24 protein-coding genes are annotated in these 25,858 nt (G+C 74.8%); 14 read left to right on the forward strand and 10 right to left on the reverse strand.

All coding sequences use genetic code 11. The annotated features are described in order from the left end of the window. The first annotated feature begins 60 nt into the window (after nucleotides 1-60). Together Q0858_RS01745 and Q0858_RS01750 are read left to right on the forward strand one after the other, a co-directional pair. Nucleotides 61-774: a copper homeostasis protein CutC gene (locus Q0858_RS01745; RefSeq protein WP_299050405.1), complete on the forward strand. Its 714-nt coding sequence runs from the start codon at nucleotides 61-63 to the stop codon at nucleotides 772-774. Continuing rightward, the gene (locus Q0858_RS01750; RefSeq protein ID WP_299050407.1) at nucleotides 771-1,709 is read left to right on the forward strand and encodes an LD-carboxypeptidase; all 939 of its coding nucleotides are present in this window, start codon (nucleotides 771-773) and stop codon (nucleotides 1,707-1,709) included. Before Q0858_RS01745 ends, Q0858_RS01750 begins: the two co-directional genes overlap by 4 nt. Nucleotides 1,710-1,715: 6 nt before the next feature. Here the strand turns inward: Q0858_RS01750 and Q0858_RS01755 are convergent, their stop codons facing one another. From Q0858_RS01755 to Q0858_RS01790, 8 genes are all read right to left on the reverse strand, one after another. Then, a complete protein-coding gene (locus tag Q0858_RS01755) occupies nucleotides 1,716-2,327 on the reverse strand; it encodes a hypothetical protein (protein WP_299050409.1) in 612 nt (203 codons plus the stop codon). Then, the gene (locus tag Q0858_RS01760) at nucleotides 2,324-3,226 is read right to left on the reverse strand and encodes an oxygenase MpaB family protein (protein WP_299050410.1); all 903 of its coding nucleotides are present in this window, start codon (nucleotides 3,224-3,226) and stop codon (nucleotides 2,324-2,326) included. The genes Q0858_RS01755 and Q0858_RS01760 overlap by 4 nt, the downstream gene beginning before the upstream one ends. A gap of 62 nt (nucleotides 3,227-3,288) precedes the next feature. After that, complete coding sequence (locus Q0858_RS01765) at nucleotides 3,289-3,732, reverse strand: hypothetical protein (RefSeq protein ID WP_299050412.1); 444 nt, start codon at nucleotides 3,730-3,732, stop codon at nucleotides 3,289-3,291. Continuing rightward, nucleotides 3,732-5,132 (reverse strand): DUF4331 domain-containing protein, encoded by a 1,401-nt coding sequence (locus Q0858_RS01770; protein WP_299050413.1) that lies wholly within the window; start codon nucleotides 5,130-5,132, stop codon nucleotides 3,732-3,734. The genes Q0858_RS01765 and Q0858_RS01770 overlap by 1 nt, the downstream gene beginning before the upstream one ends. Further along, the gene (locus Q0858_RS01775; RefSeq protein WP_299050415.1) at nucleotides 5,132-5,386 is read right to left on the reverse strand and encodes a hypothetical protein; all 255 of its coding nucleotides are present in this window, start codon (nucleotides 5,384-5,386) and stop codon (nucleotides 5,132-5,134) included. Before Q0858_RS01775 ends, Q0858_RS01770 begins: the two co-directional genes overlap by 1 nt. A 107-nt stretch (nucleotides 5,387-5,493) precedes the next feature. Next, nucleotides 5,494-6,060, reverse strand: a complete 567-nt coding sequence (locus Q0858_RS01780; protein ID WP_299050417.1) for a TIGR00730 family Rossman fold protein — start codon at nucleotides 6,058-6,060, stop codon at nucleotides 5,494-5,496. Nucleotides 6,061-6,473: 413 nt separating this feature from the next. Then, nucleotides 6,474-8,117, reverse strand: coding sequence for a DNA repair helicase XPB (locus Q0858_RS01785; RefSeq protein WP_299050418.1), 1,644 nt, complete (start codon nucleotides 8,115-8,117; stop codon nucleotides 6,474-6,476). A gap of 9 nt (nucleotides 8,118-8,126) precedes the next feature. Continuing rightward, complete coding sequence (locus Q0858_RS01790; RefSeq protein ID WP_299050420.1) at nucleotides 8,127-10,421, reverse strand: helicase C-terminal domain-containing protein; 2,295 nt, start codon at nucleotides 10,419-10,421, stop codon at nucleotides 8,127-8,129. A gap of 57 nt (nucleotides 10,422-10,478) precedes the next feature. Between Q0858_RS01790 and Q0858_RS01795 the strand changes: the two genes are divergently transcribed. From Q0858_RS01795 to Q0858_RS01810, 4 genes are read left to right on the forward strand one after another with little or no spacing between them, the layout of a single operon-like run. Beyond that, nucleotides 10,479-11,300 (forward strand): protein phosphatase 2C domain-containing protein, encoded by an 822-nt coding sequence (locus Q0858_RS01795; RefSeq protein WP_299050422.1) that lies wholly within the window; start codon nucleotides 10,479-10,481, stop codon nucleotides 11,298-11,300. Continuing rightward, nucleotides 11,297-13,174: an FHA domain-containing protein gene (locus Q0858_RS01800; protein WP_299050425.1), complete on the forward strand. Its 1,878-nt coding sequence runs from the start codon at nucleotides 11,297-11,299 to the stop codon at nucleotides 13,172-13,174. Before Q0858_RS01795 ends, Q0858_RS01800 begins: the two co-directional genes overlap by 4 nt. 49 nt (nucleotides 13,175-13,223) lie before the next feature. Next, nucleotides 13,224-14,492 carry an RDD family protein gene (locus tag Q0858_RS01805; protein ID WP_299050427.1) on the forward strand — a complete coding sequence of 423 codons (1,269 nt, stop codon included), beginning with the start codon at nucleotides 13,224-13,226 and terminating at the stop codon, nucleotides 14,490-14,492. Beyond that, on the forward strand, nucleotides 14,489-15,076 hold the full coding sequence (locus tag Q0858_RS01810; protein ID WP_299050428.1) for a histone deacetylase: 588 nt from the start codon (nucleotides 14,489-14,491) through the stop codon (nucleotides 15,074-15,076). The genes Q0858_RS01805 and Q0858_RS01810 overlap by 4 nt, the downstream gene beginning before the upstream one ends. Here Q0858_RS01810 and Q0858_RS01815 read toward each other — a convergent pair. Continuing rightward, nucleotides 15,066-17,267, reverse strand: a complete 2,202-nt coding sequence (locus tag Q0858_RS01815; RefSeq protein ID WP_299050430.1) for a S8 family serine peptidase — start codon at nucleotides 17,265-17,267, stop codon at nucleotides 15,066-15,068. The genes Q0858_RS01810 and Q0858_RS01815 overlap by 11 nt on opposite strands. 274 nt (nucleotides 17,268-17,541) lie before the next feature. Between Q0858_RS01815 and Q0858_RS01820 the strand changes: the two genes are divergently transcribed. The 3 genes from Q0858_RS01820 to Q0858_RS01830 all read left to right on the forward strand — a co-directional run bounded on the left by Q0858_RS01820 (nucleotide 17,542) and on the right by Q0858_RS01830 (nucleotide 20,466). Beyond that, complete coding sequence (locus Q0858_RS01820; protein WP_299050431.1) at nucleotides 17,542-17,940, forward strand: cold-shock protein; 399 nt, start codon at nucleotides 17,542-17,544, stop codon at nucleotides 17,938-17,940. 94 nt (nucleotides 17,941-18,034) lie between these two features. After that, nucleotides 18,035-19,603, forward strand: coding sequence for an MFS transporter (locus Q0858_RS01825; protein WP_299050433.1), 1,569 nt, complete (start codon nucleotides 18,035-18,037; stop codon nucleotides 19,601-19,603). 116 nt (nucleotides 19,604-19,719) lie between these two features. Continuing rightward, nucleotides 19,720-20,466 carry a DUF3027 domain-containing protein gene (locus Q0858_RS01830; RefSeq protein WP_299051726.1) on the forward strand — a complete coding sequence of 249 codons (747 nt, stop codon included), beginning with the start codon at nucleotides 19,720-19,722 and terminating at the stop codon, nucleotides 20,464-20,466. 117 nt (nucleotides 20,467-20,583) lie between these two features. On the opposite strand, the gene Q0858_RS01835 is transcribed toward Q0858_RS01830, so the two are convergent. After that, complete coding sequence (locus Q0858_RS01835) at nucleotides 20,584-20,862, reverse strand: DUF2530 domain-containing protein (RefSeq protein ID WP_299050434.1); 279 nt, start codon at nucleotides 20,860-20,862, stop codon at nucleotides 20,584-20,586. An 82-nt stretch (nucleotides 20,863-20,944) separates the two neighbouring features. On the opposite strand from Q0858_RS01835, the gene Q0858_RS01840 reads away from it, so the two are divergent. The 5 genes from Q0858_RS01840 (at nucleotide 20,945) to fusA (ending at nucleotide 25,833) form a co-directional block, all read left to right on the forward strand. Continuing rightward, the gene (locus Q0858_RS01840) at nucleotides 20,945-21,394 is read left to right on the forward strand and encodes a MarR family transcriptional regulator (RefSeq protein WP_299050436.1); all 450 of its coding nucleotides are present in this window, start codon (nucleotides 20,945-20,947) and stop codon (nucleotides 21,392-21,394) included. Beyond that, complete coding sequence (locus tag Q0858_RS01845; protein WP_299050437.1) at nucleotides 21,391-22,686, forward strand: MFS transporter; 1,296 nt, start codon at nucleotides 21,391-21,393, stop codon at nucleotides 22,684-22,686. Before Q0858_RS01840 ends, Q0858_RS01845 begins: the two co-directional genes overlap by 4 nt. 113 nt (nucleotides 22,687-22,799) lie before the next feature. Next, the gene (gene rpsL / locus Q0858_RS01850) at nucleotides 22,800-23,174 is read left to right on the forward strand and encodes a 30S ribosomal protein S12 (RefSeq protein ID WP_240239285.1); all 375 of its coding nucleotides are present in this window, start codon (nucleotides 22,800-22,802) and stop codon (nucleotides 23,172-23,174) included. Next, nucleotides 23,174-23,644 (forward strand): 30S ribosomal protein S7, encoded by a 471-nt coding sequence (rpsG, locus tag Q0858_RS01855; RefSeq protein ID WP_299050442.1) that lies wholly within the window; start codon nucleotides 23,174-23,176, stop codon nucleotides 23,642-23,644. Before rpsL ends, rpsG begins: the two co-directional genes overlap by 1 nt. A gap of 77 nt (nucleotides 23,645-23,721) precedes the next feature. Continuing rightward, the gene (gene fusA / locus Q0858_RS01860; RefSeq protein ID WP_299050444.1) at nucleotides 23,722-25,833 is read left to right on the forward strand and encodes an elongation factor G; all 2,112 of its coding nucleotides are present in this window, start codon (nucleotides 23,722-23,724) and stop codon (nucleotides 25,831-25,833) included. Nucleotides 25,834-25,858 lie beyond the last annotated feature (25 nt).

The raw sequence follows: 25,858 nt of genomic DNA on the forward strand, positions 1-25,858 counted from the left end.
ACGCCCGGCCCAACCGCGTGGCAGCACCCCCGAGGGCGGGGGCCGACCTAGGCTTCGGACGTGTCCGAGACCGCCGCCGACCCGTTGCTCGAGGTGGCGGTGCGCCACGAGCGCGACGTCGCCGGGGCGCTGGAGGGCGGGGCCGACCGGCTGCTCCTCACCGGGGACGGCGAGCTGTCGCCCGAGCCCGCCACCGTCACCGCCGTGTGCCGCGCGGCCGACGACGTGCCGGTACGGGTGGTGCTGCGCCTCAACGACGGCTGGACGACGACCGGCGGCGAGGCCGCCCGCCTGGTGGGCCTCGGCACCGAGTACGTGGACCGCGGCGCGGAGGGCCTCGCGCTGGGGTTCCTGGACGCCGACCTCGAGGTCGACCTCGACGTCTGCGCCCACCTGCTGTCGCGGCTGCCCGAGGTGGGGTGGACCTTCCACCGCGCCGTCGACGCCACCCTCGACATGCGTCGTTCCCTGCGCCGCCTGGTCGGCCTGCCACGGCTGACCGCCATCTGGTCGGCCGGCTCGCCGCGGGGCCTCGGGGTGGGGTTCGAGGACCTGCTGGACGCAGCCCGCGCCGACGCCTCCCTCGCCGCGGTCCTGATGCCGGGTGGCGACCTCCACGCCGAGCAGGTGCCGTGGCTGCTCCGTGCCGGCGTCCGCCAGTTCCACCTCGGCGACGAGGCCCGACCCGGCCGCTCCGCCCGCGCGTACGTCGACGGCGCCCTGGTGCGCTCCCTGCGGCTGCTGCTCGACGACCTGGGGTCGCGGGTCCGATGAGTCCCGCGCGGACGGCGGCGTCGACGCCGCCTCGCGCGCTGCGGGCGGGCGACCTCGTCGCGGCCGTCGCGCCCGCCGGACCCGCCGACCCCGCTCGCGTCGCCGAGGGGACGGCGCTGCTCACCTCCTGGGGGCTGCGGGTCCGGCCCCCGGCCGACCTCGGCCCGGCCGACACCACGTGGCACGCCGGGCCGGACGCCGCCCGCCCCCGCGCCGTCACCGGGGCCTGGTGCGACCCCGAGGTGACCGCGGTGTGGGCGCTGCGCGGCGGCGTGGGCTGCCAGCGCGTCGTCGACCTGCTCGACCTCCCGGCCATGGCGGACGCGGCGGCCCGGTACGGCCCACGGCTGCTGGTCGGCTACTCCGACGTCACCGCGCTCCACCAGGCCCTCGGGGCCGGGCTCGGCCTCGGCGGCGTCCACGGGGCCGGTGTGGCGTCCCTGCCGGGCCTGCTCCCGGACGCCGCCGAGGACCAGCGGGCCCTGCTCCTCGGGGAGTCGGCCCCCACCCTGGTCGGACGGGCGGGCGCCGGCGGGTCGGCCACCGGACCGCTCGTGGGCGGCAACCTCACGGTCCTCGCCGCGGGGGTCGGCGCCCCCGGCGTCCTGCCCGCCGCCGGCCGCGTCGTGCTGCTCGAGGACGTCGGCGAGGCGCCGTACCGCCTCGACCGGGCGCTGACCCAGCTCAGCCGCTCCGGGTGGCTGGAGGGCTGCCTCGGCGTCGCCGTCGGTCAGCTCACCCGGTGCGGCGAGCCGACGGTCGCGCGCGACGTCCTCCTCCTGCGGCTGCGGGCGCTCGGGGTCCCCGTCGTCACCGACCTGCCGCTGGGCCACGACCCCGACAGCCGGGCGGTGCCGTTGGGCGCCGCGGTCCGTCTCGACGGCGACGCGGGCACCCTGACGGTGTTGGAGCCGCTGGAGCCCCCGGGCCCCTGACGTCCGTCAGGCCAGCGCGCTGAGCTCGGCCGCGAGGTTCGCCCGGGCCGGGCGCTCCCAGTACCGCCGGGCGTGGGAGGTCGCGAACAGCACGGGTCGGTCGAGCAGGTCGCGGAGGACGGCGGAGCGCCCGCGGGCGAAGTCCGCGTCGGGGACGTGCGACCACTCGGCCCGGACGTCGGCGGCGTACGCGCGGTAGCGCTCGCGGCCCGCCGCCAGGATCGCCAGGTCGGCGTCGCAGAGCGCCGCGCCGTCCCCGTCGGCCGCGTCGGCGCGGTGGTCGACGGTCAGCAGGACCAGGCGCGCGACCTCGGCGGCGACGCCGGCACCCGGGCCGCCGTCCCCGAGGTCCAGCAGCGCCCGCTTGGCCCAGGCGGCCGAGCGGGCCTCGTCGTCGTCGGAGCGCTCGTGGACGCCGTCGTGGAACCAGGCGGCCAGCGTGACGGTGAGCGGGTCGAACCGCTCCCCGGCCGCGGAGAGCTCCGTCAGGCGGTCCAGGACCTCCCCGAGGTGGCGCAGGTCGTGGTAGCGCCGGCCGTCCTCGTCGTACGCCGCCAGCAGCTCGTCGCGCAGCGCCGGGGCGCCGGGCAGCGGCCAGCGCGGGGCGGGGTCGGTCACGACTCGGCGGCGTGCGGGGCGGTCGCCCCGTCGGGCACGGAACCGACGACCGTCTCGACCTCGCGGGGGCTCATGGCCCACCGGATCGTCCTCGTGGCGGCGCCACCCGCGGCGCGGACCGCGGTCTGCTCGACGCCGGGGAGCAGCGGCAGCCGCAGCGGCAGCCGGGTCCACCAGGGCATCAGCCCGATGCCGGCGGCCATCAGCACGCCGTACGGCGCCCGGGCGGGCAGCGGCAGGTCGGGGTGGAGGATGAGGTGCCGGACGGCCTCGCGGGCGTGGCGGGTTCCGCGCAGCTCGGGGCGGAAGTCGCGGAGCACCTGCCTGAGCTCGGCCTCGGTCGTCGGCGGCTCGAGGACCCCCAGCCGGGCGCTCACCTCCCCGACCTGCGCGACGTAGGTGTCGCGCTCGTCCTGGGTGAGCGGGTCGTCGCCGTACACGGTGTGGGAGCGCAGGAAGCTGTCGGCCTCCGCCGCGTGCACCCAGGCGAGCAGGTGCGGGTCGGAGGCGACGTACGGCGTGCCGTCCGGCATGGTGCCGCGGACCTTCTCGTGGATGCTGCGCACGGCGGTGACGGCCTGCTCGGCGTACTGCGCCGGACCGAAGGTCGTGACGGCGAGGAAGGAGCTGGTGCGGGCCAGCCGCCCCCACATGTCGACGCGGAAGCCCGAGTTCTCGGCGACCGCGGTCATGGCGACGGGGTGCATGGTCTGCAGCAGCACCGCGCGGATGCCACCGATGAACATGGCGGCGTCGCGGTGCACCCGGGCGATCGGGCTGTCGGGGTCGAACCAGCGCGGCCCGGGGGTGTCGTGGATGCGCTCACGCTGGCGGGGCCCGTCGGGCCCGGCGACGCGCGCGAAGATCATCTGACCGAGTCGGTCGCGCACGGCGTCCATGTGTACGAGCGTACGGACCCCCGCCCAGGTGGGGCGGGGGTCCGCAGGTGACGCGTGGTGCGTCAGGCGACGCCCGACTGCTCGTCGGACCCCGGCCAGTCGAGCTCGGTCACCATGCCGCCCGTGACCTCGGCGACGAGCACCGCGGTGTCCGAACCCTTCGGGACCAGGACGTAGCGTCCCTGCGTCACCTCGGGGTAGACGAGGCTCGGCCGAGGGCCGCGCGGCGTGGGTCGTACGACGACCGCCACGTGGTCGTGGTGGGGCCCGTGGCCGTGCCCGTGACCGTGCCCGTGGTCCCCGGACCCTGCCGCGTGCTCGGCGTCGTGCGCCCGGAGGGCGACCAGGTCGGTGCCCTCCGGGTGGATCTCCACCTCGTCGCCGGTGGTGTGCGCGGGCATGTTCACGACGAGCGCGCCCACGTCACCACCGATGTCGAGCAGCACCGAGCCGGTGCCGGCGTGGGGGTTCTCCACGCTCGCCTCGTCCTTCTCGGTGTCGGTCATCAGTTGTCGCCGTTGCCCTCGTCCACGGTGCCCGGCCGGGTCTGGTAACCGCCCGACGGGTCCTGCAGGTAGGGGAACGAGTTGGTCCCGGGCGCGGCGGACTCCGTGCCGTCGTTCAGCTGGTTGGCGGCACCGTCGGGCTCGTAGTCCGGGTCGACGAGCGGGATCGTCGCCCCCGCCACGGCACGCAGCTCGATCGCCACGATGTCGTCACGGACCCTCCGGCCGTTCGGGAAACCGGCGAGGTCTCCGCCGATCAGTCCGAGCCTGTTCTGGTCCGCCGGCTGGGTCGGGGGGATCGCCACGTTGAGCCGCAGCATGTCCGCTTGCGTGGGCCCGGTGAAGTTCTGGAAGTTGTCCACCACGCCCTTCGGGATCCCGGTGTGCAGGATCGCGTTCAGGTCCGCGCGCGGCTTGTCGTACGCCTCCAGGTTCGGGAACACGTCCGGGTAGAGCACCGGCAGGAGCTTGGCCAGCTCCGGGCGGTCGACGTACTTGCGGAAGCGACGGTCCCGGGCGGGCTCACCGGCGTTCCAGCGGTCCTTGTCGCCCATCGGGATGAGGACCTCGTTGACCAGCGGGTTGCCCAGGCGGGAGACCTGCCTGTACGGACCGGTGCCGGTCTTGGTGCCGGTCTCCGGGTCGATGATCGTCGAGGTGCGACGCTCGGCGGTGGCCCAGATACCGAGGGTGGCGAACTTGTTGTACCGGTTCGAGGGCTCGTTCTTGTAGCGGGTGAGGCGCGAGATCGGGACCTGGATCGCGATGGTGTGCACGTTGCACGCCTGCACGGAGTTGACGCCGTCCATGTTGGCCATCGGGATCAGGTGGGCCTCGTTGAACGGACGGAGAGCGCCCAGGTCGAAGATGCTCCCGAGGTCCACGTTGAAGGCGTCCGCGCGCTGGCCGCAGAAGAACCAGGTGCCCTTCCGCCGCAGGACGGCCTGCTCGGCGACCGCGGCGTAACCACCCTCCCCGGAGAAGGTGCGGGAGCCGACGTTGACCGGCGGCACCGGCAGGTTGCGGCCGAAGACCTCGGTCTCGCCGCCCTCGATCCGCGTGGCCGTGTAGTACTGCGGGCGGTTCCAGTTCTCGCTGTCGATCGACTCGATCGGGCCCACGTTGTAGAGGAAGGTGTTCGGGTTCCGCACCTCGGTGCGGAAGTCGAACTGGTAGATGATGTCCGACTCCGCGGTCGCGTTGTTGGCGATGTGGATGCGGTAGCGGACGTCGTCGGAGAACTCGTAGAAGTTCGGGCCGCCGTACGGCTGCTGGAGCGGCAGGAAGTTCGCGATGATCGTGACGAACGACGGCCTGTCCGGCGAGACGAACGCGTAGACGTCGGTGTTGTCGGCGGCCGGGTCCTGCGAGATTTCCGGTGCTTCGCGGTGGCTGGACATCAGCGGCTCCCGGCGGCGTTGAGGAGGCGGAGGACGAGGTCGCGGTCGTGCACGACGACCTCGCGCTCGCCGACGAGGAGCTGGACCTTGTCTCCGGCGTGGTCCGGGACGTGCGCGACGACGCGCTCGCGGGCGCGGTCGGCGCTGGGGCGTGCCGAGGCCGAGGCGGTGAACGCCCCTGCGCCGACGGCGGCGACGGCGCCGAGACCGACGCCTCCTGCCGCGATGAAGCCTCTTCTGCTGGTGTCGCTCATGGATTCCTCCATCAGGGGTCGCGCACGCAGACGCGCGCGCGAGCGGGTGTGTGATCCGGGCCATACGGCGTTCGGAGCCCACCCTGCACCCGGATGGGACGAAATTCCTACAAAGTCTGAATGTTTCTCGCGGGTCGGGCGAGACGCTCCAGGAGACGGCCCAGGTCGTCGTCGACGGTGACGATCCCGGCGGCCTCGGGGCGGACGAAGCCGGCGTCGACCATGTGGTCGCGCAGCACGAGGAGGGGCTGCCAGAAGCCCGCCACGTCGAGGAACCCGCTGGGCTTGTCGTGGATCCCGATCTGCGCCCACGTCCACTGCTCGGCGACCTCGTCCAGGGTGCCGGCGCCGCCGGGGAGCACGAGGAAGGCGTCGGAGAGGTCGGCCATGACCTGCTTCCGCTCGTGCATCGAGCCGACCTCGTGCAGCGTGGTCAGCCCGGTGTGGGCCACCTCGGTGGCGAACAGGCCCGAGGGGATCACCCCGACGACGTCGCCGCCGGCCGCCAGCGCCGCGTCGGCGACCTCGCCCATGAGGCCGACCCTGCCCCCGCCGTACACGAGCGTCAGGCCGCGCTCGGCCAGCGTCCGACCGACCAGGCGGGCGGCCTCGGCGTACGCCGGGTCGCTGCCGGAGCTCGACCCGCAGAACACCGCCACCGACCGCAGACCCATGCCGCCGATCCTCTCAGGGCGCGCCTCATCGCCGTCGTGGACCGAGGTGCGAGGCCGGCCACGGCCGAGCCAGGAGACCCGGTGAGGTGTTCGTCGGCCCGGTGCGGGGATCTCGTGGCCCGGTCGCTGCGCGACGCTCGCATCTCGATCCCCTGGGCTACCGGAGGTCGAGGTGCGAGGCCGGCCACGGCCGAGCCACGAGACCCGGTGAGGTGTTCGTCGGCCCGGTGCGGGGATCTCGTGGCCCGGTCGCTGCGCGACGCCCGCACCTCGATCCCCGGGGCTACCGGAGGTCGAGGTGCGAGGCCGGCCACGGCCGAGCCACGAGACCCGGTGAGGTGTTCGTCGGCCCGGTGCGGGGATCTCGTGGCCCGGTCGCTGCGCGACGCTCGCACCTCGATCCCCGGAGCCCGCTACAGCGCCGAGAGGTCCTCGGCGTCGAGGATGCGGTAGGCGTAGCCCTGCTCGGCGAGGAATCGCTGCCGGTTGGCGGCGAAGTCCGCGTCGACGGTGTCGCGGGAGACGACCGTGTAAAACCGGGCGGTCCGGCCGTCGGACTTGGGCCGCAGCAGCCGGCCGAGGCGCTGCGCCTCCTCCTGGCGCGAGCCGAAGGACCCGGACACCTGGATCGCGACCTCGGCGCCGGGCAGGTCGATCGAGAAGTTCGCGACCTTCGAGACCACCAGCAGGCGCTCCTCGCCGGTGCGGAACGCCTCGAACAGCCGCTGCCGCTCCTTGACCGGGGTCTCGCCCTTGATGACGGGGGCGTCGAGCGCCTCGGCCAGCTCGTCGAGCTGGTCGATGAACTGCCCGATGACCAGCGTCGGGGCCTCGGGGTGGCGGTCGACGAGCTGCTTCACCACGCGCGTCTTCTGCGCGGTCGTCGCCGCGAGGCGGTAGCGCTCCTCCGGCTCGGAGGTGGCGTAGACCAGTCGCTCGGAGTCCGGCAGCGAGACCCGCACCTCGACGCAGTCCGCGGGCGCGATCCACCCCTGGGACTCGATGTCCTTCCAGGGGGCGTCGTACCGCTTGGGCCCGATGAGGCTGAAGACGTCGCCCTCGCGGCCGTCCTCGCGCACCAGCGTCGCGGTGAGGCCGATGCGGCGGCGGGCCTGGAGGTTCGCGGTCATGCGGAAGATCGGCGCAGGGAGCAGGTGCACCTCGTCGTACACGATGAGGCCCCAGTCGCGGGCGTCGAGCAGCTCGAGGTGCGGGTAGACGCCCTTCCGCTTCGTCGTCAGGACCTGGTACGTCGCGATGGTGACGGGGCGGACCTCCTTGACGGTGCCGGAGTACTCGCCGATCTCGTCCTCGGTGAGCGAGGTCCGCTTGACCAGCTCGTCCTTCCACTGCCGCGCGGAGACGGTGTTGGTGACGAGGATCAGCGTGGTGGCCTGCGCCCGCGACATCGCGGCGGCACCGACCAGGGTCTTGCCCGCGCCGCACGGCAGCACGACGACGCCGGAGCCGCCGTGCCAGAACGACTCGGCCGCCTCCTCCTGGTAGGGACGCAGCGTCCAGCCGGTGGTGTCGAGGGCGATGGGGTGCGCCTCCCCGTCGACGTACCCGGCGTAGTCCTCCGCCGGCCACCCGATCTTCAGCAGGGCCTGCTTGAGGTTGCCGCGCTCCGAGGCGTGGACGGCGACCGTGTCGGGGTCGATGCGGTCGCCGATCATCCCGGCGATCTTCTTGGCGCGCAGCACCTCCTCGAGCACGGGCCGGTCGGTGGTGACGAGCACCAGGCCGTGGAGGGGGTGCTTGTCGAGGCGCAGCCGGCCGTAGCGGGCCATGGTCTCGGCGACGTCGACGAGCAGCGCGTGCGGCACGGGGTAGCGGGAGAACTCCATCAGCGCGTCCACGACCTGCTCGGCGTCGTGGCCGGCGGCGCGGGCGTTCCACAGGCCCAGCGGCGTCAGCCGGTAGGTGTGGACGTGCTCGGGGCTGCGTTCGAGCTCCGCGAAGGGGGCGATCGCCTTGCGGCAGTCGGAGGCCCGTTCGTGGTCGACCTCGAGGAGGAGGGTCTTGTCGGACTGCACGATCAGGGGGCCGTCGTTCACCGACCCAGCCTACGGACCGGTCGTGCGGCGGACGGTGGTGATGCGGTGGACCGCGAAGGTGCGGAGGTCGTCGGCGCGGTGGTCCCAGGCCGTCAGCGTCCCGCCCTCGACGCGGCGGGGCCGGACGACGCGCTCCGTGCTCGCCCCGTGCGAGTCGACGTACGCGATGGTCACTGTGGCGCCCGTCTCGACCGCGTCGCGCAGGGCGGCGAGGCTGCCGCTGGGGGAGAGGGGCGCGGTGAGGGTGGGGCGGTTCCTCGCGGCGACGTCGCCCGCACGGACGGCGCGGGCGACCTCGTGCCAGTGCTCGTCGCCCAGCCCGGACCGGTCGGCCGCGCTGCCGCCGGCGACGCGTGCGGTGCGCGGCACGCGGGCACGCTGGCGGGTCGTCCCCACGACGTGCACGGTGCCGTCGGCGGCCTCCACGACCGGCGCGGCCCCGAGCTCGCGCAGCAGCGGCACGAGCTCCTCGACCTCCAGGTTGGAGATGACGACGGTCGGGGCGATGCGGCGCAGCCCCAGCTCGCCGGCGCGCTGGTGGTGGAGGATCTCGACCAGCGAGCTCTCGTCGTCGGCCCGCAGGAACGACGCCGCGCGTCCGGCGCGGACGCGACCGTGGGTGCGGGCGGCGTCGTCGACGAGGTAGGTCAGCGGCTGCGGCACGGGGGTCGCCGAGACCCGGGCGACGAACGCGTGGACGTCGGCCGCGGCCCACCCGGCGTCGAGCGCACGGCGGACGGACGCGGCCGTGAAGCGGTAGACCGTCGCCCCGCCGCTGGACTCCACCTCGGCCACGAGGCCGAGCTCGCGGGCGACCTCCGGGGCCAGGGGGCCGGGGGCGACGGCGGTGAGGTCGGCCTGCAGCAGCACGTGCTCCACCGGGCTGGGCAGCTTCGGCGCGAGCTGCGCCCCCGCCTCGTCGGCCCCCTCGAGCACCAGCGTCCGCCCGTACGGCGGCAGCGCGCCGAGGCCCGCGACCCCGAGGACGGCGGCCTCCCGCAGCGCCCAGCGCGCCAGGTCGTCGCGCAGCCGGGGGCGACGGGGCCGCAGCCACCGCAGCCGCTTGACCAGCGAGTCCTCGTCGGCGAGCCCGTAGCCGGGCTCGACCTCGGCCAGCACCGCGAGCACCGCCCGCCGGGTCTCGGGGGCGAGGCTCGAGGACAGCTCGGGGACCAGGGCGTTCCAGGCCTTGCCGGTGTGGTCGCGACCGCCGACGAGGCCGGGCACGCGGGACGTGCTCAGCCACGTCCCGGCGAGCAGCGCCCACCGCTCGGCGGGCTCGCGCCCGCACCAGGCGTCGTACGCCGGGGTGGGGAGCCAGGCCGGCGTCCCCTCGTGGTCGCTGCCCTGCGCGAGCAGCCCGGCGGCCGCGGCGAGCTCCACCAGCAGGGCCGCGTGGTCCTCGTCCACGCCCAGCAGGCGGGCCGCGGCGCGGAGGTCGCGCACCGCGAGCCCCCCGGTGCGCAACGTCGACGGGGGCTCGGTGCCCCAGGTCTCCAGCAGCTGCTCGACGCGGCGCACGGCCTCGGTGGCGGCGCCGACCGCGGCGTGCTCGCAGCGACGGGCCTCGCGCTCGGTGGTGCCGAGCCCGGGGACGTCGTCGACCGGCTGACGGGTGGTCCGTCCGTCCCGCAGCGCCAGGCCGACCTCGCCGGGCAGCTCGACGGTGCCGGGCGGCTGGTCGGAGGCGGCGGGGACGAGCACCCGGGCCGCGAGCAGCTCCTCGACGGGGGAGGTGGGCTCGCCGTCCGGCACCGTCGGGCGGCGAGCGGTGCCGGTGGTGCCCCGGCCCCCGTGGGCGTCGACGTGGGCGGCCAGCGCCCGGGCGCCCTCGCCGAGCCCGGCGAGCCGCTCGGCGAGGACCGCGGGCGACGGCGGGTCCGCCGAGACGGGGAGCAGGCCGCTGCCCGGCCCGGCCGCCCCCGAGCGCAGCAGGTCGGTCACCGCGGCGAGGGGACGGAGGCCCCCGGGGGCCTCCCACACCAGCGCGAGGTCGACCAGACGGTGCGCCGAGGCCCGAGTCACGGCAGGATCACCGTTGACGTGCTCGACCAGCCGCTCGATCGAGGTTTGGCCGAGCACGACCAGGGCATCAAGGACGAGGAGCTCGGCGTGGGTGAGCAGGTCGAGGGCGCGCAGCAAGGAGGTACGGGTGGCTGCCCGTGACGCAAGCTGTCCTGAGTCGGCGGGCACCGGGGTGCCGAGGTCGGCGCGTTCGGTGAGCAGCCGCACGAGCCGCTCGTCGGGCCAGCCGCGCAGCCGGTCCGCGAGCGTCCGGCCCGCGGTGCTGGACGAGGAGGACATCCGCACCACGGTAGCGAGCCCGTCCGCGTCGACGCCCGCCGCGACGGGGGAGGGCCGATGAGCGGCGTCCGGCTCCACTTCGGGGCGGCCACCGACGTCGGTCGCGTGCGCGAGGTCAACGAGGACTCCTACCTCGCCGCGGCACCCGTCTTCGTGGTCGCCGACGGCATGGGCGGGCACGCCGGCGGCGACGTCGCCAGCCGCATCGTCGTGGAGGAGTTCGCCCGGCTGGCCGACGCCGGGTACGACGCCCGCGAGGGCGCCACCGCCGTCTCCGGGACGCTCGAGTCGGCCCAGCAGCGCATCCGGGCGTACGGCGAGGAGAACGGCAGCGACTCCCGCCCCTGGTACGCCGGGACCACCGCGGTCGTCGCGCTCGTGGTGGAGGACGACGAGGGGCCCAAGTGGCTGCTCGCCAACCTCGGGGACTCCCGGATCTACAAGATGCTCGACGGCCGCCTCGACCAGGTCAGCGTCGACCACTCGGTCGTGCAGGAGCTCATCGACGCCGGCCAGATCTCGGCCGACCAGGCGAGCCGCCACCCCGAGCGGCACGTCGTCACCCGCGCGCTGGGCGGACCCGAGCCGCTCCGTCCCGACTTCTTCCTGCTGCCCTTCGGTGCCGCCCGGCGCCTGGTGCTGTGCTCCGACGGGGTGAGCGGCCTGATCGACGACCCGACGATGGAGGACATCCTCCTGGGGGCGCCCGACCCGCGCGACGCCGCGGACCGCGTGGTCGCCGCGGCCGTCGAGGCCGGGGGCACGGACAACGCCACCGCGGTGGTCGTCGATGTGGTGGGATGGGACGACGAGGAGGAGTCCTACGACGCCGCGCGTCAGCAGACGACTCTGCACGAGAAGCTGGGGGCCCTGCCGTGAGTGTCGATGTCAGTCCTGAGAGCGGACGCCGGTCCTACCTGCCGGGCGCCTGGTTCGGCGTCTTCGGGGAGCACGCCACCGTCCTGCTCCCGCCGAGCGAGAAGCGGCGGGTCGCCGCGCTCTGGGAGCTGCTCGACGACGGCGCCGACTTCGACGAGGTCCTCGACGCGCTCATCGCCACCGGGCTGCGCGACCTCCCCGGCTTCGTGCTGCTCAGCGACACCGACGGCGAGGGCGGCGTGACCGCCCGCGTCGTCGTCCGCGGCGACGCGCGCGTCTCCTTCGAGACCACCGACGGCCCCGTCGAGGTCCTGGCCGCCGGCGCCGGGACCTGGGTCGAGCGCACCGTCCCCGGCGTCACCTCGACCGTCCTCGAGGTCGCCTCGCCCGGCGACGACGAGGTCGTGCCCGACCCCGCGGACGCCACCCCGATGACCCTGACCTCCGGGCTGGTCCGCGTCTCGCGCGTCCAGGCCCCGCCCGCCCCGGCGGTGGCCGGTGCCCTCGTCGACGAGGGTCCCGACACCGACCCGATGGTCCTCCCGGCCGACGACCGCGCCGACGACCACGCCGACGACCACGCCGACGACGTGGCCGGGGGCGGTCTCGCCGGCGGCCACGGCGACATCCCGGCCACCGGGTCCGGCGCGTCCGACCCTGCGGGCCTCAGCCCCGCCGTCGTGGCCGGCTCCGCCCTCGGGGCCGCCGGCCTCGCCGGCGCCGCCGGCGTGATGGCGTCCCGCTCCGACCACGAGGCGCAGGAGCCGCCCGCGGGCGACGCCGCCGTCGAGCACGACGCGTTCACCGAGCACCACGAGCCCGCCCCGGCGCCCGAGCCGGAGCCGGAGCCCGCTCACGAGCCCCTCGCCGAGGCCGACCCCGCCACCGAGGCGTTCCCCGCGCCGGTCGACCACCTCGACCCGGCCACCCCGGTGGAGCACCACGACGAGCCGCAGGCCGAGCCCGCCCGGACGGACGACGAGGTGGGCGAGCCCACCGAGATGATGTCCTTCGACGAGCTCGCCGGTGCGTCCGAGCAGCACGCCGAGCAGCACGCCGACCAGGACGTCGCCCCGGACCAGCACCCGGACCAGGGCCCCGCCGACGACGCCCCCGGGCACGGCGGCTGGGAGCCCGCCGAGGCCCCCCGCCAGGACGGTCCGCCGCCTGCGCCCGACTTCGGCAACGGATCCGGGCCCGCGGGCGCGCAGTGGAGCCCGCCGCCCGCGCCGGCCAACCCCTTCGCCCCCGGCGGTGGCGACCAGCCCGGCGACCAGGGCGGCTACGGCGGGGTGGGCCACGAGGAGCAGCCCGCGCCGTACGACGCCCCGCAGGACGCCCCGCAGGACGGCGGCTGGGGCCGACCCGACCCCGCCCCCGGGTGGGGGGAGCCGGCGCAGGCCGGCCATGCCGACGTCGACCACGACGGCGACACCCGCGCGGGTGAGTACGACCCCGAGGTCTACGCCCGCTCGCAGCCCGGGATCCCGGGCCAGCCGCCCGCCCCCAGCGTGACCTCGCGCCCGGTCGCCCGGCTGATGATGTCCCACGGCGAGAGCATCGACGTCGACCGCGCGATCCTCGTCGGACGAGCCCCCGAGGCCCGCCGGTTCACCGCCACCGAGCAGCCACGCCTGGTGACCGTGCCCAGCCCGAACCAGGAGATCTCCTCGACCCACCTCGAGGTCCGACCCGGGTCGGGTGCCGACCACGGCTCGGCCGTGGTCACCGACATGGGGTCGACCAACGGCACGGTGCTGATCCAGCCGGGCCTGGCCCCGGAGGACCTCCAGCCGGGCGTCGCCGTGCAGCTCATCCCGGGTGCGGTGATCGACCTCGGCGACGGCCTCACCATCCAGGTCGCGAACCCGTGACGTCGCCGCTGGAGCGGCGCCCCCTCGACCCCCTGCGGGTCGCCGACCGATGAGCACAGCCTCGGCCGAGGAGGCGTCCCCGCCTGCCGGGCTCGAGCGCCGGTTCCTCGCCTTCACCCTCGACCGGCTGGTCGCGTGGACCGCCTACGCCGGCTTCGGCGTCCTCGCGTGGTGGGTGTTCTGGCGCGACGGCGAGACCTGGCCCGGCGTCGGGGTGCTCCTCGGCGGCGTCGTCCTCGTGGCGGGTGGCCTGGCGGTCCTCGCCGGCCTGACCGGCACCTCGCCCGGTCGTGCGGCGACCGGGCTGCGCCTCGTGGACGCCGACAGCGGCGAGCCGCTCGGCGTCGGCCGGTCGCTGCTGCGGGCCCTCGTGCTGGGCGCGGCCACGCTCCCGACGTTCGGGTTCGGGGTGGCCACCCTGGCCTGGACCGCCGTCAGCGACCCCGGTCACCGCCGGCGCGGGTGGCACGACCGGCGGACGGGCTCCGTCGTGGTCGACACCCGGCCCCCTCCCGAGGAGGACGACGAGGAGGTCGAGGAGCTGCCGCGCCAGATGGTCAACCTCACCGCGATGCGCCTCGTGCCCTCGACCTCCTCGGCGCCGGCCCCCGCTCCCGAGCCGACACCCGCACCAGCACCAGCACCCGCGCCGAGACCCGAGCGGACGCCGCCTCCCCAGCCGGCGGCCCGGCCGCCCGGCGACCCCGGCGCCCCCGCCCCGCGGCCCGAGAAGCAGCAGCTCCAGGGCCCCCTGCGTCCCGACACCGACACGGGGCCGGGCCCAGGGAGCGACACGGGACCCGACGCGGCTCCCGGCGACCTCGGGACGACGGGGGGAGCTCCGGAGCGGCCCACGCCCGCCCCGAGCGGCACCGCCGTGGCCGCCGCACCGGCCGGCACCGCCGTGCCGCCCGACCGGCCGGGACGCCACCGCGGTCGTGACCGCGGACGCGGCCGCTCGGGAGCCGCCCCGGCCGCCCCGGCGCCCCCCCGCTGGGAGATCACCTTCGACACCGGCGAGTCCCTCCTCGTCGAGGGGGTCGTCCTGGTCGGTCGACGCCCCGAGCCCCGACCGGGCGAGCAGGTGCGCCACGTCGTCGCGCTGCCCTCGCAGGACATGTCCCTGTCGAAGACCCACGCCCAGCTGCACCTCGCCGACGGCGTCCTGGTCGTGATGGACCGGGGCTCCACCAACGGCTCCGTGCTCAACCGCCGCGGGGTCGCGCGGGACCTCGCCCCGAGCCGACCCACCACCCTGGTCGACGGGGACAAGGTGCGCTTCGGCGACCGGGAGATGCAGGTCGTGAAGCGGGCGTGAGCACGGGGCTGGTCTGGTACGTCAGCTACGGCTCCAACATGTCGGCGGCGCGGCTGCGCAGCTACCTCGCCGGCGGTCTGCCCCCCGGGGGGTCACGCGTGCACCCCGGCGCCCGCGACCCGTCGCCGCCCCGCGCCGACGCCGCCGTCGACCTGCCCGGCGCCCTGTTCTTCGCCGGCGACTCCAGCCAGTGGGGCGGGGGAGGCGTGGCCTTCTACGACCCCGAGGTCCCCGGCCCCACGGCGGCCCGCGCCTACCTGCTGACCGTCGGCCAGCTCGTCGACCTCGCCGCCCAGGAGATGTACCGCGTGCCGCGCGACGACGACCCCCTGGAGGCCGTGCTCGCCGGGCCGTTGCCCGGCGGGCGGCACCGCGCGGGTCCGGGCCTCTACGAGACCCTCGTCGAGGTCGGGCGCCGCGACGACCTGCCGATGCTGACGTTCACCTCGCCCCACGGACGGGACACGGTGACGGCCGTCCCGCCGTCCCCGGCGTACGCCGACGTGCTGTTCGCCGGCCTCGCGGAGTCGCGGGGCTGGACCCGCGAGCGGTTCGACGCCTACCTCGCCGACGTCACCGGCTGACGACGACGGGGATCCGGGCGCGGGTGCCGTCGGCGCCGGCCCAGGTGACCGTCCCGTCGTCGGGTCGGCCACCGGCCCCGGGGGCTCCCGGGCCCACCTCGACGACGAACTCGCCGCTCTCCCCGGGGCCGAGGCGGAGGGCGGCCGGCCGGACGACGACCCGGTGGTCGGTGAACCCCTCGGCGCGGGAGGAGAAGTACCGCGCGCTCTCGCTGACGTTGCGGACCCGGCGGACGACGCTGGCCGGGCCGCCCCGCACGACGACCGACGGAGTGTTGACGTCGGACGGAGCCAGGTCGCCGTCGAGGTAGCGGCGCAGGTCGCGGACGGGCAGCTCGAGGACGAGGCCGGGGTCCCGGGCGAGCGCCGGGCGCATCCGGCCGGAGCCCTGCGCGAGCGTCGGGTCGCCCGCCAGGGGCAGGGCGGAGGTCCGCAGGGCGGACCGCACGCGGTCGGCGGCCCAGCCCGGGCGCAGGGCCCGCAGGCGTGCCGCGGCGCCGGCCACGGACGCGGCAGCGGCGGACGTCCCGGAGAAGCTGCGCCACGCCAGTCCCTCGGGCGAGGGCGGCACCGCGCCGAGGACGCTGACCCCGGGCGCGAGCAGCGAGGGGGCGAGGACCGGGCCCGCCGGGTCACCGGTGGCCGAGAAGGCGGCCGGGTGCAGCCGCCGGAACCCCTCGCCGTCCGGGACGAGGTCGACCCGGGGTGCGGGGCCGCGGCCGGCCAGGGCGCGCTCGACGCGTCGACCCTCGTCCGCGGCGAGGTGCAGCACCGGGACGCGGTGCAGGTCCAGGGTGAGGGCGGCGCCGCGCTGGTTGACGAGCACCATCGCCGACCCGCCCGCGCGGTCCACCGCCGTCGACTTCTCCAGCCGGGAGACCGCGCCCCGGGTGCAGACGACGGCCGCGCCGTCGACCCGGGCCGCGTCCAGGCTGCCCGGGGTGCACAGGGCGGCGTCCTCCCGGGCGCCGGGGAGCGCGGCGTCGGCACCGCGGACGAGCCGGACGCCGTCGAGCCGACGGCGGGAGGCCATGGCCCCGGTCACGCTGACGCCGCCGGGCAGGTCGAGCCGTGCCCGGCGCAGCGGCGTCGTGTGCGCCCCGACGGTCAGGACGCCCGGCGAGGCGTGGCCGGCGTACGCCTCGCCGCCGGTGTTGCCCGCGGCCGCGACGACGACCACGTCGGCCTCGGCGGCCCCGACCAGGGCCCGGTCCAGGGTGTCGGGACGGGCAGGACCCCCCACGGCGACGCTGAGCACGTCGACGCCGTCCGCGGTCGCGCGGTCGACGGCGGCGACCAGGTCGGAGGTGGCGCAGCCGTCCTGGGAGGGGTCGGGCGCCGACCAGCAGGCCTTGTACGACGCGACCCGCGCCTGCGGGGCGATGCCCGAGTAGGAGCCGAGCCGGTCGCGGGCGACGACGCCGACCGCTCCGTTGCCGGCGGCCACCGAGACCACCGACGTGCCGTGCCCGACGTCGTCGCGCCCCGACAGGGTGGCGGAGGAGGCGAGGCGGTCCTGGCCGAAGCCGCGGACGAACCAGTCGGAGGCCACGAGCTTCTCGCCGCACGCGTCGTCCGGCCACCCCGGTCCGGGCCGGCACCGCCCGCGGAAGCCGGCGGGCTCGCGGCCCAGCTCGGTCGAGTCGTCGACGACGGGGCTGTCGGGGTCGACGCCGGAGTCGACGACGCCGACGACCACCCCTGCACCTCCGCGGACGGCGCGGGACGGCGACCCGGGGGCCGAGGGCTCCGCGCGTCCGCCCCGGGCACCGGCGACGGACCTCGTCGAGGCCATCGGCCGGACGGCGTCCCGCTCGACGGCGACGACCTCGGGACGGGCGGCCAGCCGGTCGGCCTCGGCCTCGGTGAGCGGGACGGCGTACCCGTTGAGCGCGGTGGTCCAGCGGTAGAGGGGCTCGGCGAGGCCGGCGAGGGTGCGGTCCTGGGTGGCGAGGAGGGCCTCCCGGGTCACCGGGGTCCGGCCGGTCGCCGGGCCCGCGGTGCCGGGACCCGCCAGGGTCACCAGGTGCACCGTCCGCCCGCCGGACGCGGCAGCCGACCCCGCGCCGTGGGCGGGGGTGGACGTCGGGGAGCCGACGAGCAGCGAGGCCACCAGCGTGCCGAGGACCGCGAGGCCCACCGACCGTGCGCCCGGCGCCCGGCGTCGGGTCGGCGTGACAGGGGTCCTCACGCGCGGGCCCCCTCTTCCTCGTCCTGCTCTCGTTTCCCTCGTGTCACTCCGGTGACAAGAGGGAAATGGTGCCAGCCGCCGTGACCTGCGGCAACGGGCTGGCGGCAGGGATGCCCGAGGGGACCGTGCGGCCGGTCCCCGGTGCCGGGCCGCGAGGGGCGCGAACCCGGTGGAGCGGACGTCGTCCCCCTCCTACGCTGGGGCCTTCTAGGCTGACGACGAGCGCGGCGGAGCCGCGCACCCGGGCGAGGGCCCGGCTCGGAAGGGGGACGAGGTGCCGAACGGCAAGGTCAAGTGGTTCGACGCGGACAAGGGGTTCGGCTTCCTGGCGCGCGACGAGGGTCCGGACGTCTACGTCCACGCCGACGCCCTCCCTGCCGGCACGACCTCCCTCAAGGCCGGGACGCGCGTGGAGTTCGGCGTCGCCCAGGGCCGGCGGGGCGACCAGGCCCTGCAGGTCCGGGTGCTCGACGAGCCGTCCTCGGTGAGCCGCAACCGCTCCCGCGCGCAGCGCAAGAAGCCCGAGGACATGGTCGGCATCGTGGAGGACCTGATCCGCCTGCTCGACGACACCGGCGAGGCCTACCGCAACGGCCGGCACCCCGACCCGCGCACCGCCAGGCCCACCGCGAAGCTGCTGCGCGCCCTGGCCGACGAGCTCGAGCTCGGCTGAGCCGACGCCCGACGACGGCACCTGTGCGGCCCGTGGCGCGGTACGTGGCGTGGCACGTGCGGCGACGGGGTCGGCGGCGGGGGAGGATGGGCGGATGAGCCAGTCGCGCGAGCCCGGGGGGAGCCCGTCCGGGTCCGAGGGACCCGCTCCGACGGCGCCGTACACCGAGCCGGTGGCCGGTCCGGGCGCGCAGGACGGCCGGGCCCGTCGGGGTCGGGGACGGACCCGTCGCGTCGACGGCCCGCCGCGGCCCGGGGCGGCAGGCCGGGGCGCCCGGGCGACGGCCCGCGGAGCGCAGGCCGCGGCGCGGGCCACCGGGCGCGCCAGCCGCTTCACCGTGCGCCAGGCGCGGCGAGCCACCCACGCGGAGGGTGCGGGGGCCTCGGGGCTGTCCCGCCTGATCGAGATGCACGCGTTCAGCACCGCGGGCGACGCGGCGGTCGCGATCGGCCTCGCGGGCACCCTGTTCTTCCAGGTCCCCACCGGCGAGGCCCGCAGCCAGGTCGCCCTGTTCCTCGGGCTGACGATGCTGCCGTTCGTCATCGTGGCCCCGCTGATCGGGCCGTTCCTGGACCGGTTCAGCCACGGCCGACGCTGGGCGATCGGCTCGGCGATGGCCCTGCGTGCGTTCCTCTGCTGGGTGCTCGCCTCCGCCGTCACGACCGAGTCGCCGGCACTGTTCGCTGCCGCGCTCGGCGTCCTCGTGGCGTCCAAGGCGTACGGCGTCACCCGGGCCGCGGCGGTGCCCCGGCTGCGGCCCTCCCACCTCAGCCTGGTGAAGTCGAACGGCCGGGTCTCGCTCGCCGGGGTGGTCGGCGTCGCCGTCTCCGCGCCGCTGGCCGGCCTGGCCGCCACGTTCGGCGCCGAGTGGGCGCTGCGCTACGGGTTCGTGCTGTTCGTGGTCGCGACCGTGCTGGCGATCCTCCTGCCGTCCGCGGTCGACGACAGCGCGGGGGAGGAGCAGCTGTCGCTGTCCGCGTCCGGGATCGCCCGGGAGGACCAGGCCGACGTCCCCACCCAGCCGCTGCGGGTCGGCAAGGACGGACGCGTCCGGGAGCGGTCGCCCACCCGGGTGCCGCCCGAGGTCCTCTTCGCGCTGCTCGCCAACTGCGGTCCCCGGTGGCTGGTCGGGTTCCTCACCATGTTCATGGCGTTCCTGCTGCGGGAGCAGCCGGTCGCCGACCTCGCGCCCGAGGTCCTGCTGGGCCTGGTGATCGGCGCCGCCGGCGGGGGCAACGCGCTCGGGATCGCGCTGGCCTCCGTGCTGCGCAAGGTGGACCCCCGCGCGACGGTGGTGGCGGTCCTGCTGGCCGACGCCGTGATGGTGGTGCTGGTCGCGGTGCTCTACGCCCTGCCGACCCTGGTCCTGCTCGGGCTGGTCGCCGGTCTGGCGCAGTCGCTGGGCAAGCTCTCCCTGGACTCCACCATCCAGCGCGACGTGCCCGGCCGGGTCCAGTCGAGCGCCTTCGCCCGCTCGGACACGACGCTGCAGCTGGCGTGGGTGATCGGCGGGTTCGTGGGGATCGCGATGCCGCTGGTCCCGCAGCTCGGCCTCGGCACCGCGGCCGTCGTCCTGCTCGCCTGGTCGGTCTACGTGCTCGCGGTCCGCCGCCGTCCCGCGCGGCCCCGCGACGGCCGGGTCGACGCGATGAGGCATGCTTGACCGCCGTGATCGCCCCGACCCTGACGCCGGGCCCCTCGACGGACTCCTCGGAGCCCTCGACCGGGCAGGACGCCGCCCCCGCATCCCGTGCGCGGCGCCCCCGAGCCGACGCCACCCTGGCCTCCGCGGTCGCCGTCGAGCAGGCCCGTGCCGCCGTCCTCGCGCAGGCCGGTGACGACGAGCTCGGCGAGCACCTCGGCCACCTCGTCGAGGGCGACCGGCTGCTCACCCACCGCTTCGCCTGCACCCGCCGCGGCTACGCCGGGTGGCACTGGGAGGTCACCGTCGCCCGCGCCCCGCGCCAGCGCACGGTGACCGTCGACGAGGTCGTCCTCGTCCCCGGCCACGGGGCGATCGTGGCGCCCGAGTGGCTGCCGTACCGCGAGCGCCTGCAGCCCGGCGACCTGTCCCCGGGCGACCTGCTCCCGGTCCCGGACGACGACCCGCGCCTGGTCCCGTGCTGGTCGTACGGCGACGACCCCCTCGACACCGACGACCGCGCGCAGGTCCGTCAGGTGGCGAACGACCTCGGGCTCGGCCGGGTGCGCACCCTGTCGGTCGAGGGCCGCGACGCCGCCGCCGAGCGCTGGTACGACGGCGACGGCGGACCGACGTCGGCCCTGGCGAAGGCGGCCCCGGCGAGCTGTGACAGCTGCGGCTTCCTGGTCCGCCTGGCCGGCCCGCTGGCCGGAACCTTCGGGGTCTGCGCCAACGGCGACGCCAACGACGACGGCCGCGTGGTCTCCCTCGACCACGGCTGTGGTGCGCACTCCGAGTCGAACCTCGGCAAGCGTGCCCAGCCGCAGCCGCTGCCCGACCACGTCTGGGACACGCTGACCCAGGACGACCTCGAAGCGTTCTGACACACCGCGCCCGAGGGACGAGGGCGCGACGTGTGGCAGGTCGAGGGAGCGCGCGACCGAGGGACGAGGTCGCGACCGCGGCTCGAGACCCGGTGAGACGAAAGCCGACCGGACCAGCTACGGCTGCGTCTGCCGCGCCCTCCGCCGACGCCGGCAGTACTCCAGCCCGAGGAGCCCGAGGCCGAAGCCCGCGAGGCAGGTCCACAGCCACCAGAGGCGGCCGGCGTCCTCGAGGCGGCCGTAGAACGGCAGCAGGGCGAGGAACCCCAGGAACCAGAGCCCCACGCCGATCTCGACGGTGCGGACGCCGTCGACGTCCAGGGGCTCGACGTCCGCGACGATGAAGGTGCGGTTGCCGATCTCGTGCTGCGTCGGCTGCTCGTCGCGGAACTCCACGCCCCGAGGATAGGTGAGCGTCCCGGTGGCCCGCGCAGCACCGAGGAATGCTTAGCACGGCTAATGAGTTAGGCTAAGCACCATGGCTCCCACCGTCGAGAAGGTCGCGCGCACGGACGCCGGTCTCGCCTCCGAGCTCCGGCTCTCGGTGATGCGGCTGCGCCGGCGCCTCGCCGCCGAGCGGCACCCCGACAACGAGCTGGGCTCGGGCGCGATGGCCGCGCTCGGCTGCCTGTTCCGCAACGGCGAGCAGACCGTCGGCGAGCTGGCCGAGGCCGAGCGCGTGCGGCCCCCGTCGATGTCGCGCACGGTGCGCGGCCTCGTCGAGGGCGGGTACGTCGTCCGCGAGTCGTGCGCCGACGACGGCCGCCAGGTCCGGGTCCGCCTCACCGAGGCCGGCCGGGCCACCGTGCTCGCCGACCGGCGTCGTCGCGACGCCTGGCTGGCGCTGCGGCTGAAGGAGCTCACCCCCGACGACCGCGCCGTGCTGCGTGCCGCGGCCCCGATCCTGGAGAGACTGGCCACCGCTTGAGTCCCACGTTCCGCGCCCTCGCGAACCCCAACTACCGCCGGTACGCCATCGGCGGTGCGGTGTCGAACACCGGGACGTGGATGCAGCGGGTGGCGCAGGACTGGCTCGTGCTGCAGCTCGCCGCCAACGGCGCGCTCGCCCTCGGCATCACCACCGGCCTGCAGTTCCTGCCGATCCTCCTGCTGTCCCCCTTCGCCGGGCTGGTCGCGGACCGGGTCGCGAAGCGCACCCTGCTGCAGGTCACCCAGCTGATGATGGCCGGCCCGGCCCTGGTGCTGGGACTGCTCGCGGTGACCGGGACCGCCGAGACGTGGCACGTCTATGTGCTCGCCCTGGTCTTCGGTGTCGGCACGGCCTTCGACGCCCCCGCCCGCCAGTCCTTCGTGCCGGAGCTCGTCTCCCGCGAGGACCTCAGCAACGCCGTCGGCCTCAACTCGGCGTCGTTCAACGCCGCCCGCGTCGTGGGTCCGGCCGTGGCCGGGCTCCTCATCGCGGCGTTCGGCGGCGGTGCGGTCGGCACGGGGTGGGTGATCCTCATCAACGCGGTGAGCTACGTCGGGCCGATCTGGGCGCTGCGCGGGATCGACCCCGCGCGCCTCGACACCCCCGAGCCCCGCGCGGCCGGGCCGGGCGGCGTCCGCGAGGGGCTGCGCTACGTGCGGGGCCGCCCGGACCTGCTGCTGATCCTCGCGATCGTGTTCTTCGCCGGCACCTTCGGGCTGAACTTCCAGATGACCTCCGCGCTGATGGCCACCGAGGTCTTCGACAAGGGCGCCGCCGAGTACGGCCTGCTCGGCACCGTCATGGCCGTCGGCTCGCTGACCGGTGCGCTGCTCGCCGCGCGTCGTACGACGATCCGCCTCCGCCTGGTGGTGCTCGCCGCCCTGGCCTTCGGCCTGGTCGAGATCGTCGCCGGCCTGCTCCCGACGTACGTCGTCTTCGCGGCGTGGCTGCCCCTGCTGGGGCTCACCGCGCTCACGATGATCACCGCCGCCAACACCACCATGCAGATGACCACCGCGCCCGAGCTGCGGGGGCGGGTGATGTCGCTCTACCTCATGATCTTCATGGGCGGCACCCCGCTCGGGGCGCCGCTGGTCGGCTGGGTCGGCGCGACCTTCGGGGCGCGGTGGACCCTGATCGGCGGGGGAGCGGCGACCGTGGTCGGAGTGGCGCTGTCGGCCCTGCTGTTCGCGTGGTCCCGGGGCGTTTTGCGTCGTCCCTGGCGACCGAGTAGCCTCGAATCTCGTGTCTGGCAGCACCAGGCGTCCTCGCGCGTGCCCGTGAAGTAGGGGCTCGAGCCACGACACGCCCGACCTCGGGGTGAGGACCACCCGACCAGCACACATCACCGTGCCCGGCAGAGCGCCGCGCACTGAGAGCGAACAAGAGAGGGAACCACCCGGTGCCCACCATTCAGCAGCTGGTCCGCAAGGGCCGAGCCGACAAGGTGTCGAAGAACAAGACACCCGCCCTGCAGGGCTCGCCCCAGCGGCGCGGCGTCTGCACGCGCGTCTACACGACCACCCCGAAGAAGCCGAACTCCGCCCTCCGCAAGGTCGCCCGCGTGCGCCTGAGCAGCGGCGTCGAGGTCACGGCGTACATCCCGGGCGTGGGCCACAACCTCCAGGAGCACTCCATCGTGCTCGTCCGCGGCGGCCGGGTGAAGGACCTCCCCGGCGTCCGCTACAAGATCATCCGTGGCTCCCTGGACACCCAGGGCGTCAAGAACCGCAAGCAGGCCCGCAGCCGCTACGGAGCGAAGAAGGAGAAGGGCTGATGCCGCGCAAGGGTCCCGCCGCCAAGCGCCCCGTCGACGTCGACCCGGTCTACGGGTCGCCGGTCGTCTCGCAGCTCGTGAGCAAGGTGCTCCAGGACGGCAAGAAGCAGGTCGCGCAGCGCATCGTCTACAAGGCGATGGAGGGTGCGCGCGAGAAGACGGGCACCGACCCCGTCGTCACGCTGAAGCGCGCGCTCGACAACGTCCGCCCCTCCATCGAGGTCAAGTCCCGCCGCGTCGGCGGTGCGACCTACCAGGTGCCGATCGAGGTCAAGCCCGGCCGCAGCAACACGCTCGCGCTGCGCTGGCTGGTCTCCTACGCGCAGGCCCGTCGTGAGAAGACGATGACCGAGCGCCTCATGAACGAGATCCTCGACGCCTCCAACGGCCTCGGTGCCGCGGTGAAGAAGCGCGAGGACACGCACAAGATGGCCGAGGCCAACCGGGCCTTCGCGCACTACCGCTGGTGACGACGTCCGGCCCCGACCAGGGGCCGGGCATCCCGCCTTCCACCGACACTCAGCCGACTTAAGGGGTCATCACTCACGTGGCTGTCGACATCACGACCGACCTGAAGGTCGTCCGCAACATCGGCATCATGGCGCACATCGATGCCGGCAAGACCACCACCACCGAGCGGATCCTGTTCTACACGGGCATCTCCTACAAGATCGGTGAGGTCCACGACGGTGCTGCCGTCATGGACTGGATGGAGCAGGAGCAGGAGCGCGGCATCACGATCACGTCCGCCGCGACGACCTGCTGGTGGAAGGACCACCAGATCAACATCATCGACACCCCCGGGCACGTCGACTTCACCGCCGAGGTCGAGCGCTCGCTGCGCGTCCTCGACGGCTCCGTCGCCGTCTTCGACGGTGTCGCCGGGGTCGAGCCCCAGACCATGACGGTCTGGCGCCAGGCCAACAAGTACTCCGTCCCGCGGATGTGCTTCGTCAACAAGCTGGACCGCACGGGCGCGGACTTCTTCCGCTGCGTCGACATGATGGTCGAGCGCCTGAACGCCAACGTGCTGGTCCTGCAGCTCCCGATCGGCGCCGAGGGCGACTTCCTCGGAGTCGTCGACCTGGTCAAGATGCGTGCGCTCACGTGGCGTGGCGAGACCACGATCGGCGAGGACTACGAGGTCGAGGAGATCCCGGCCGAGCTGGCCGAGCAGGCCGCCGAGTACCGCGAGAAGTTCCTCGAGACGCTCGCCGAGGCCGACGACGCCGTGATGGAGAAGTACCTCGAGGGCGAGGAGCTCTCCGTCGAGGAGCTGGAGGCCGCGATCCGTCGCGCCACCCTGGCCGACAAGGTCAACCCGGTGCTGTGCGGCACGGCGTTCAAGAACAAGGGTGTGCAGCCCCTGCTCGACGCCGTCGTGTCCTACCTGCCGTCGCCCGTCGACGTGGAGGGCATCGTCGGCCACGACGTCAAGGACGAGTCCGTCGAGGTCGTGCGCAAGCCGTCCGACGACGAGCCGTTCTCCGGCCTGGCCTACAAGATCGCCTCCGACCCGCACCTGGGGAAGCTCACCTACGTGCGCGTCTACTCCGGTGTCCTCGAGGCCGGCGGCACGGTGTTGAACTCCGTGACCGGCAAGAAGGAGCGGATCGGCAAGGTCTACCAGATGCACGCGAACAAGCGTGAGGAGATCGCGAAGGTCGGCGCCGGCCAGATCGTGGCCGTCATGGGCCTCAAGGACACGAAGACCGGGCACACGCTCTGCGCGCAGTCCAGCCCCGTGATCCTCGAGTCGATGACCTTCCCGGCCCCGGTGATCGAGGTCGCCATCGAGCCGAAGACCAAGAGCGACCAGGAGAAGCTCGGCACCGCGATCCAGCGGCTGTCCGACGAGGACCCCACCTTCACTGTGAAGACGGACGAGGAGACCGGCCAGACCATCATCGCCGGCATGGGCGAGCTCCACCTGGACATCCTGGTCGACCGGATGAAGCGCGAGTTCCGCGTCGAGGCCACCGTCGGCAAGCCGCAGGTCGCCTACCGCGAGACCATCCGCCGTGCGGTGGAGAAGCACAGCTACACGCACAAGAAGCAGACCGGCGGCTCCGGCCAGTTCGCCAAGGTGATCATCAACCTCGAGCCCAGCATCGACGAGGAGACCGGCGCCGGCGCGGGCTACGAGTTCGTCAACGCCGTCACCGGTGGTCGTGTGCCGAAGGAGTACATCCCCTCGGTCGACCAGGGCGGCCAGGAGGCCATGGAGTTCGGCGTCCTCGCCGGCTACCCGATGGTCGACGTGAAGTTCACCCTGGTGGACGGGCAGTACCACGACGTCGACTCCTCGGAGCTGGCGTTCAAGATCGCCGGCAACCAGGCCTTCAAGGAGGCCGCCCGCATGGCGAAGCCGGTCCTCCTGGAGCCCATGTTCGCCGTGGAGGTGACCACCCCGGACGACTACCTGGGCGACGTCATCGGCGACATCAACAGCCGTCGCGGCCAGGTGCAGAGCATGGAGGAGCGTCACGGCGAGCGTGTGGTCAACGCGCTCGTCCCCCTGTCCGAGATGTTCGGGTACGTTGGCGACCTGCGGTCGAAGACCTCCGGTCAGGCGTCGTACTCGATGGAGTTCGACTCGTACGCCGAGGTTCCCTCCAGCGTGGCCGAGGAGATCGTCAAGAAGGTCCGCGGCGAGTAGTCGTCCGCGCGACGTTCACGGGCTT

Source organism: uncultured Nocardioides sp., assembly GCF_947489365.1.
Taxonomy (GTDB): Bacteria; Actinomycetota; Actinomycetes; order Propionibacteriales; family Nocardioidaceae; genus Nocardioides.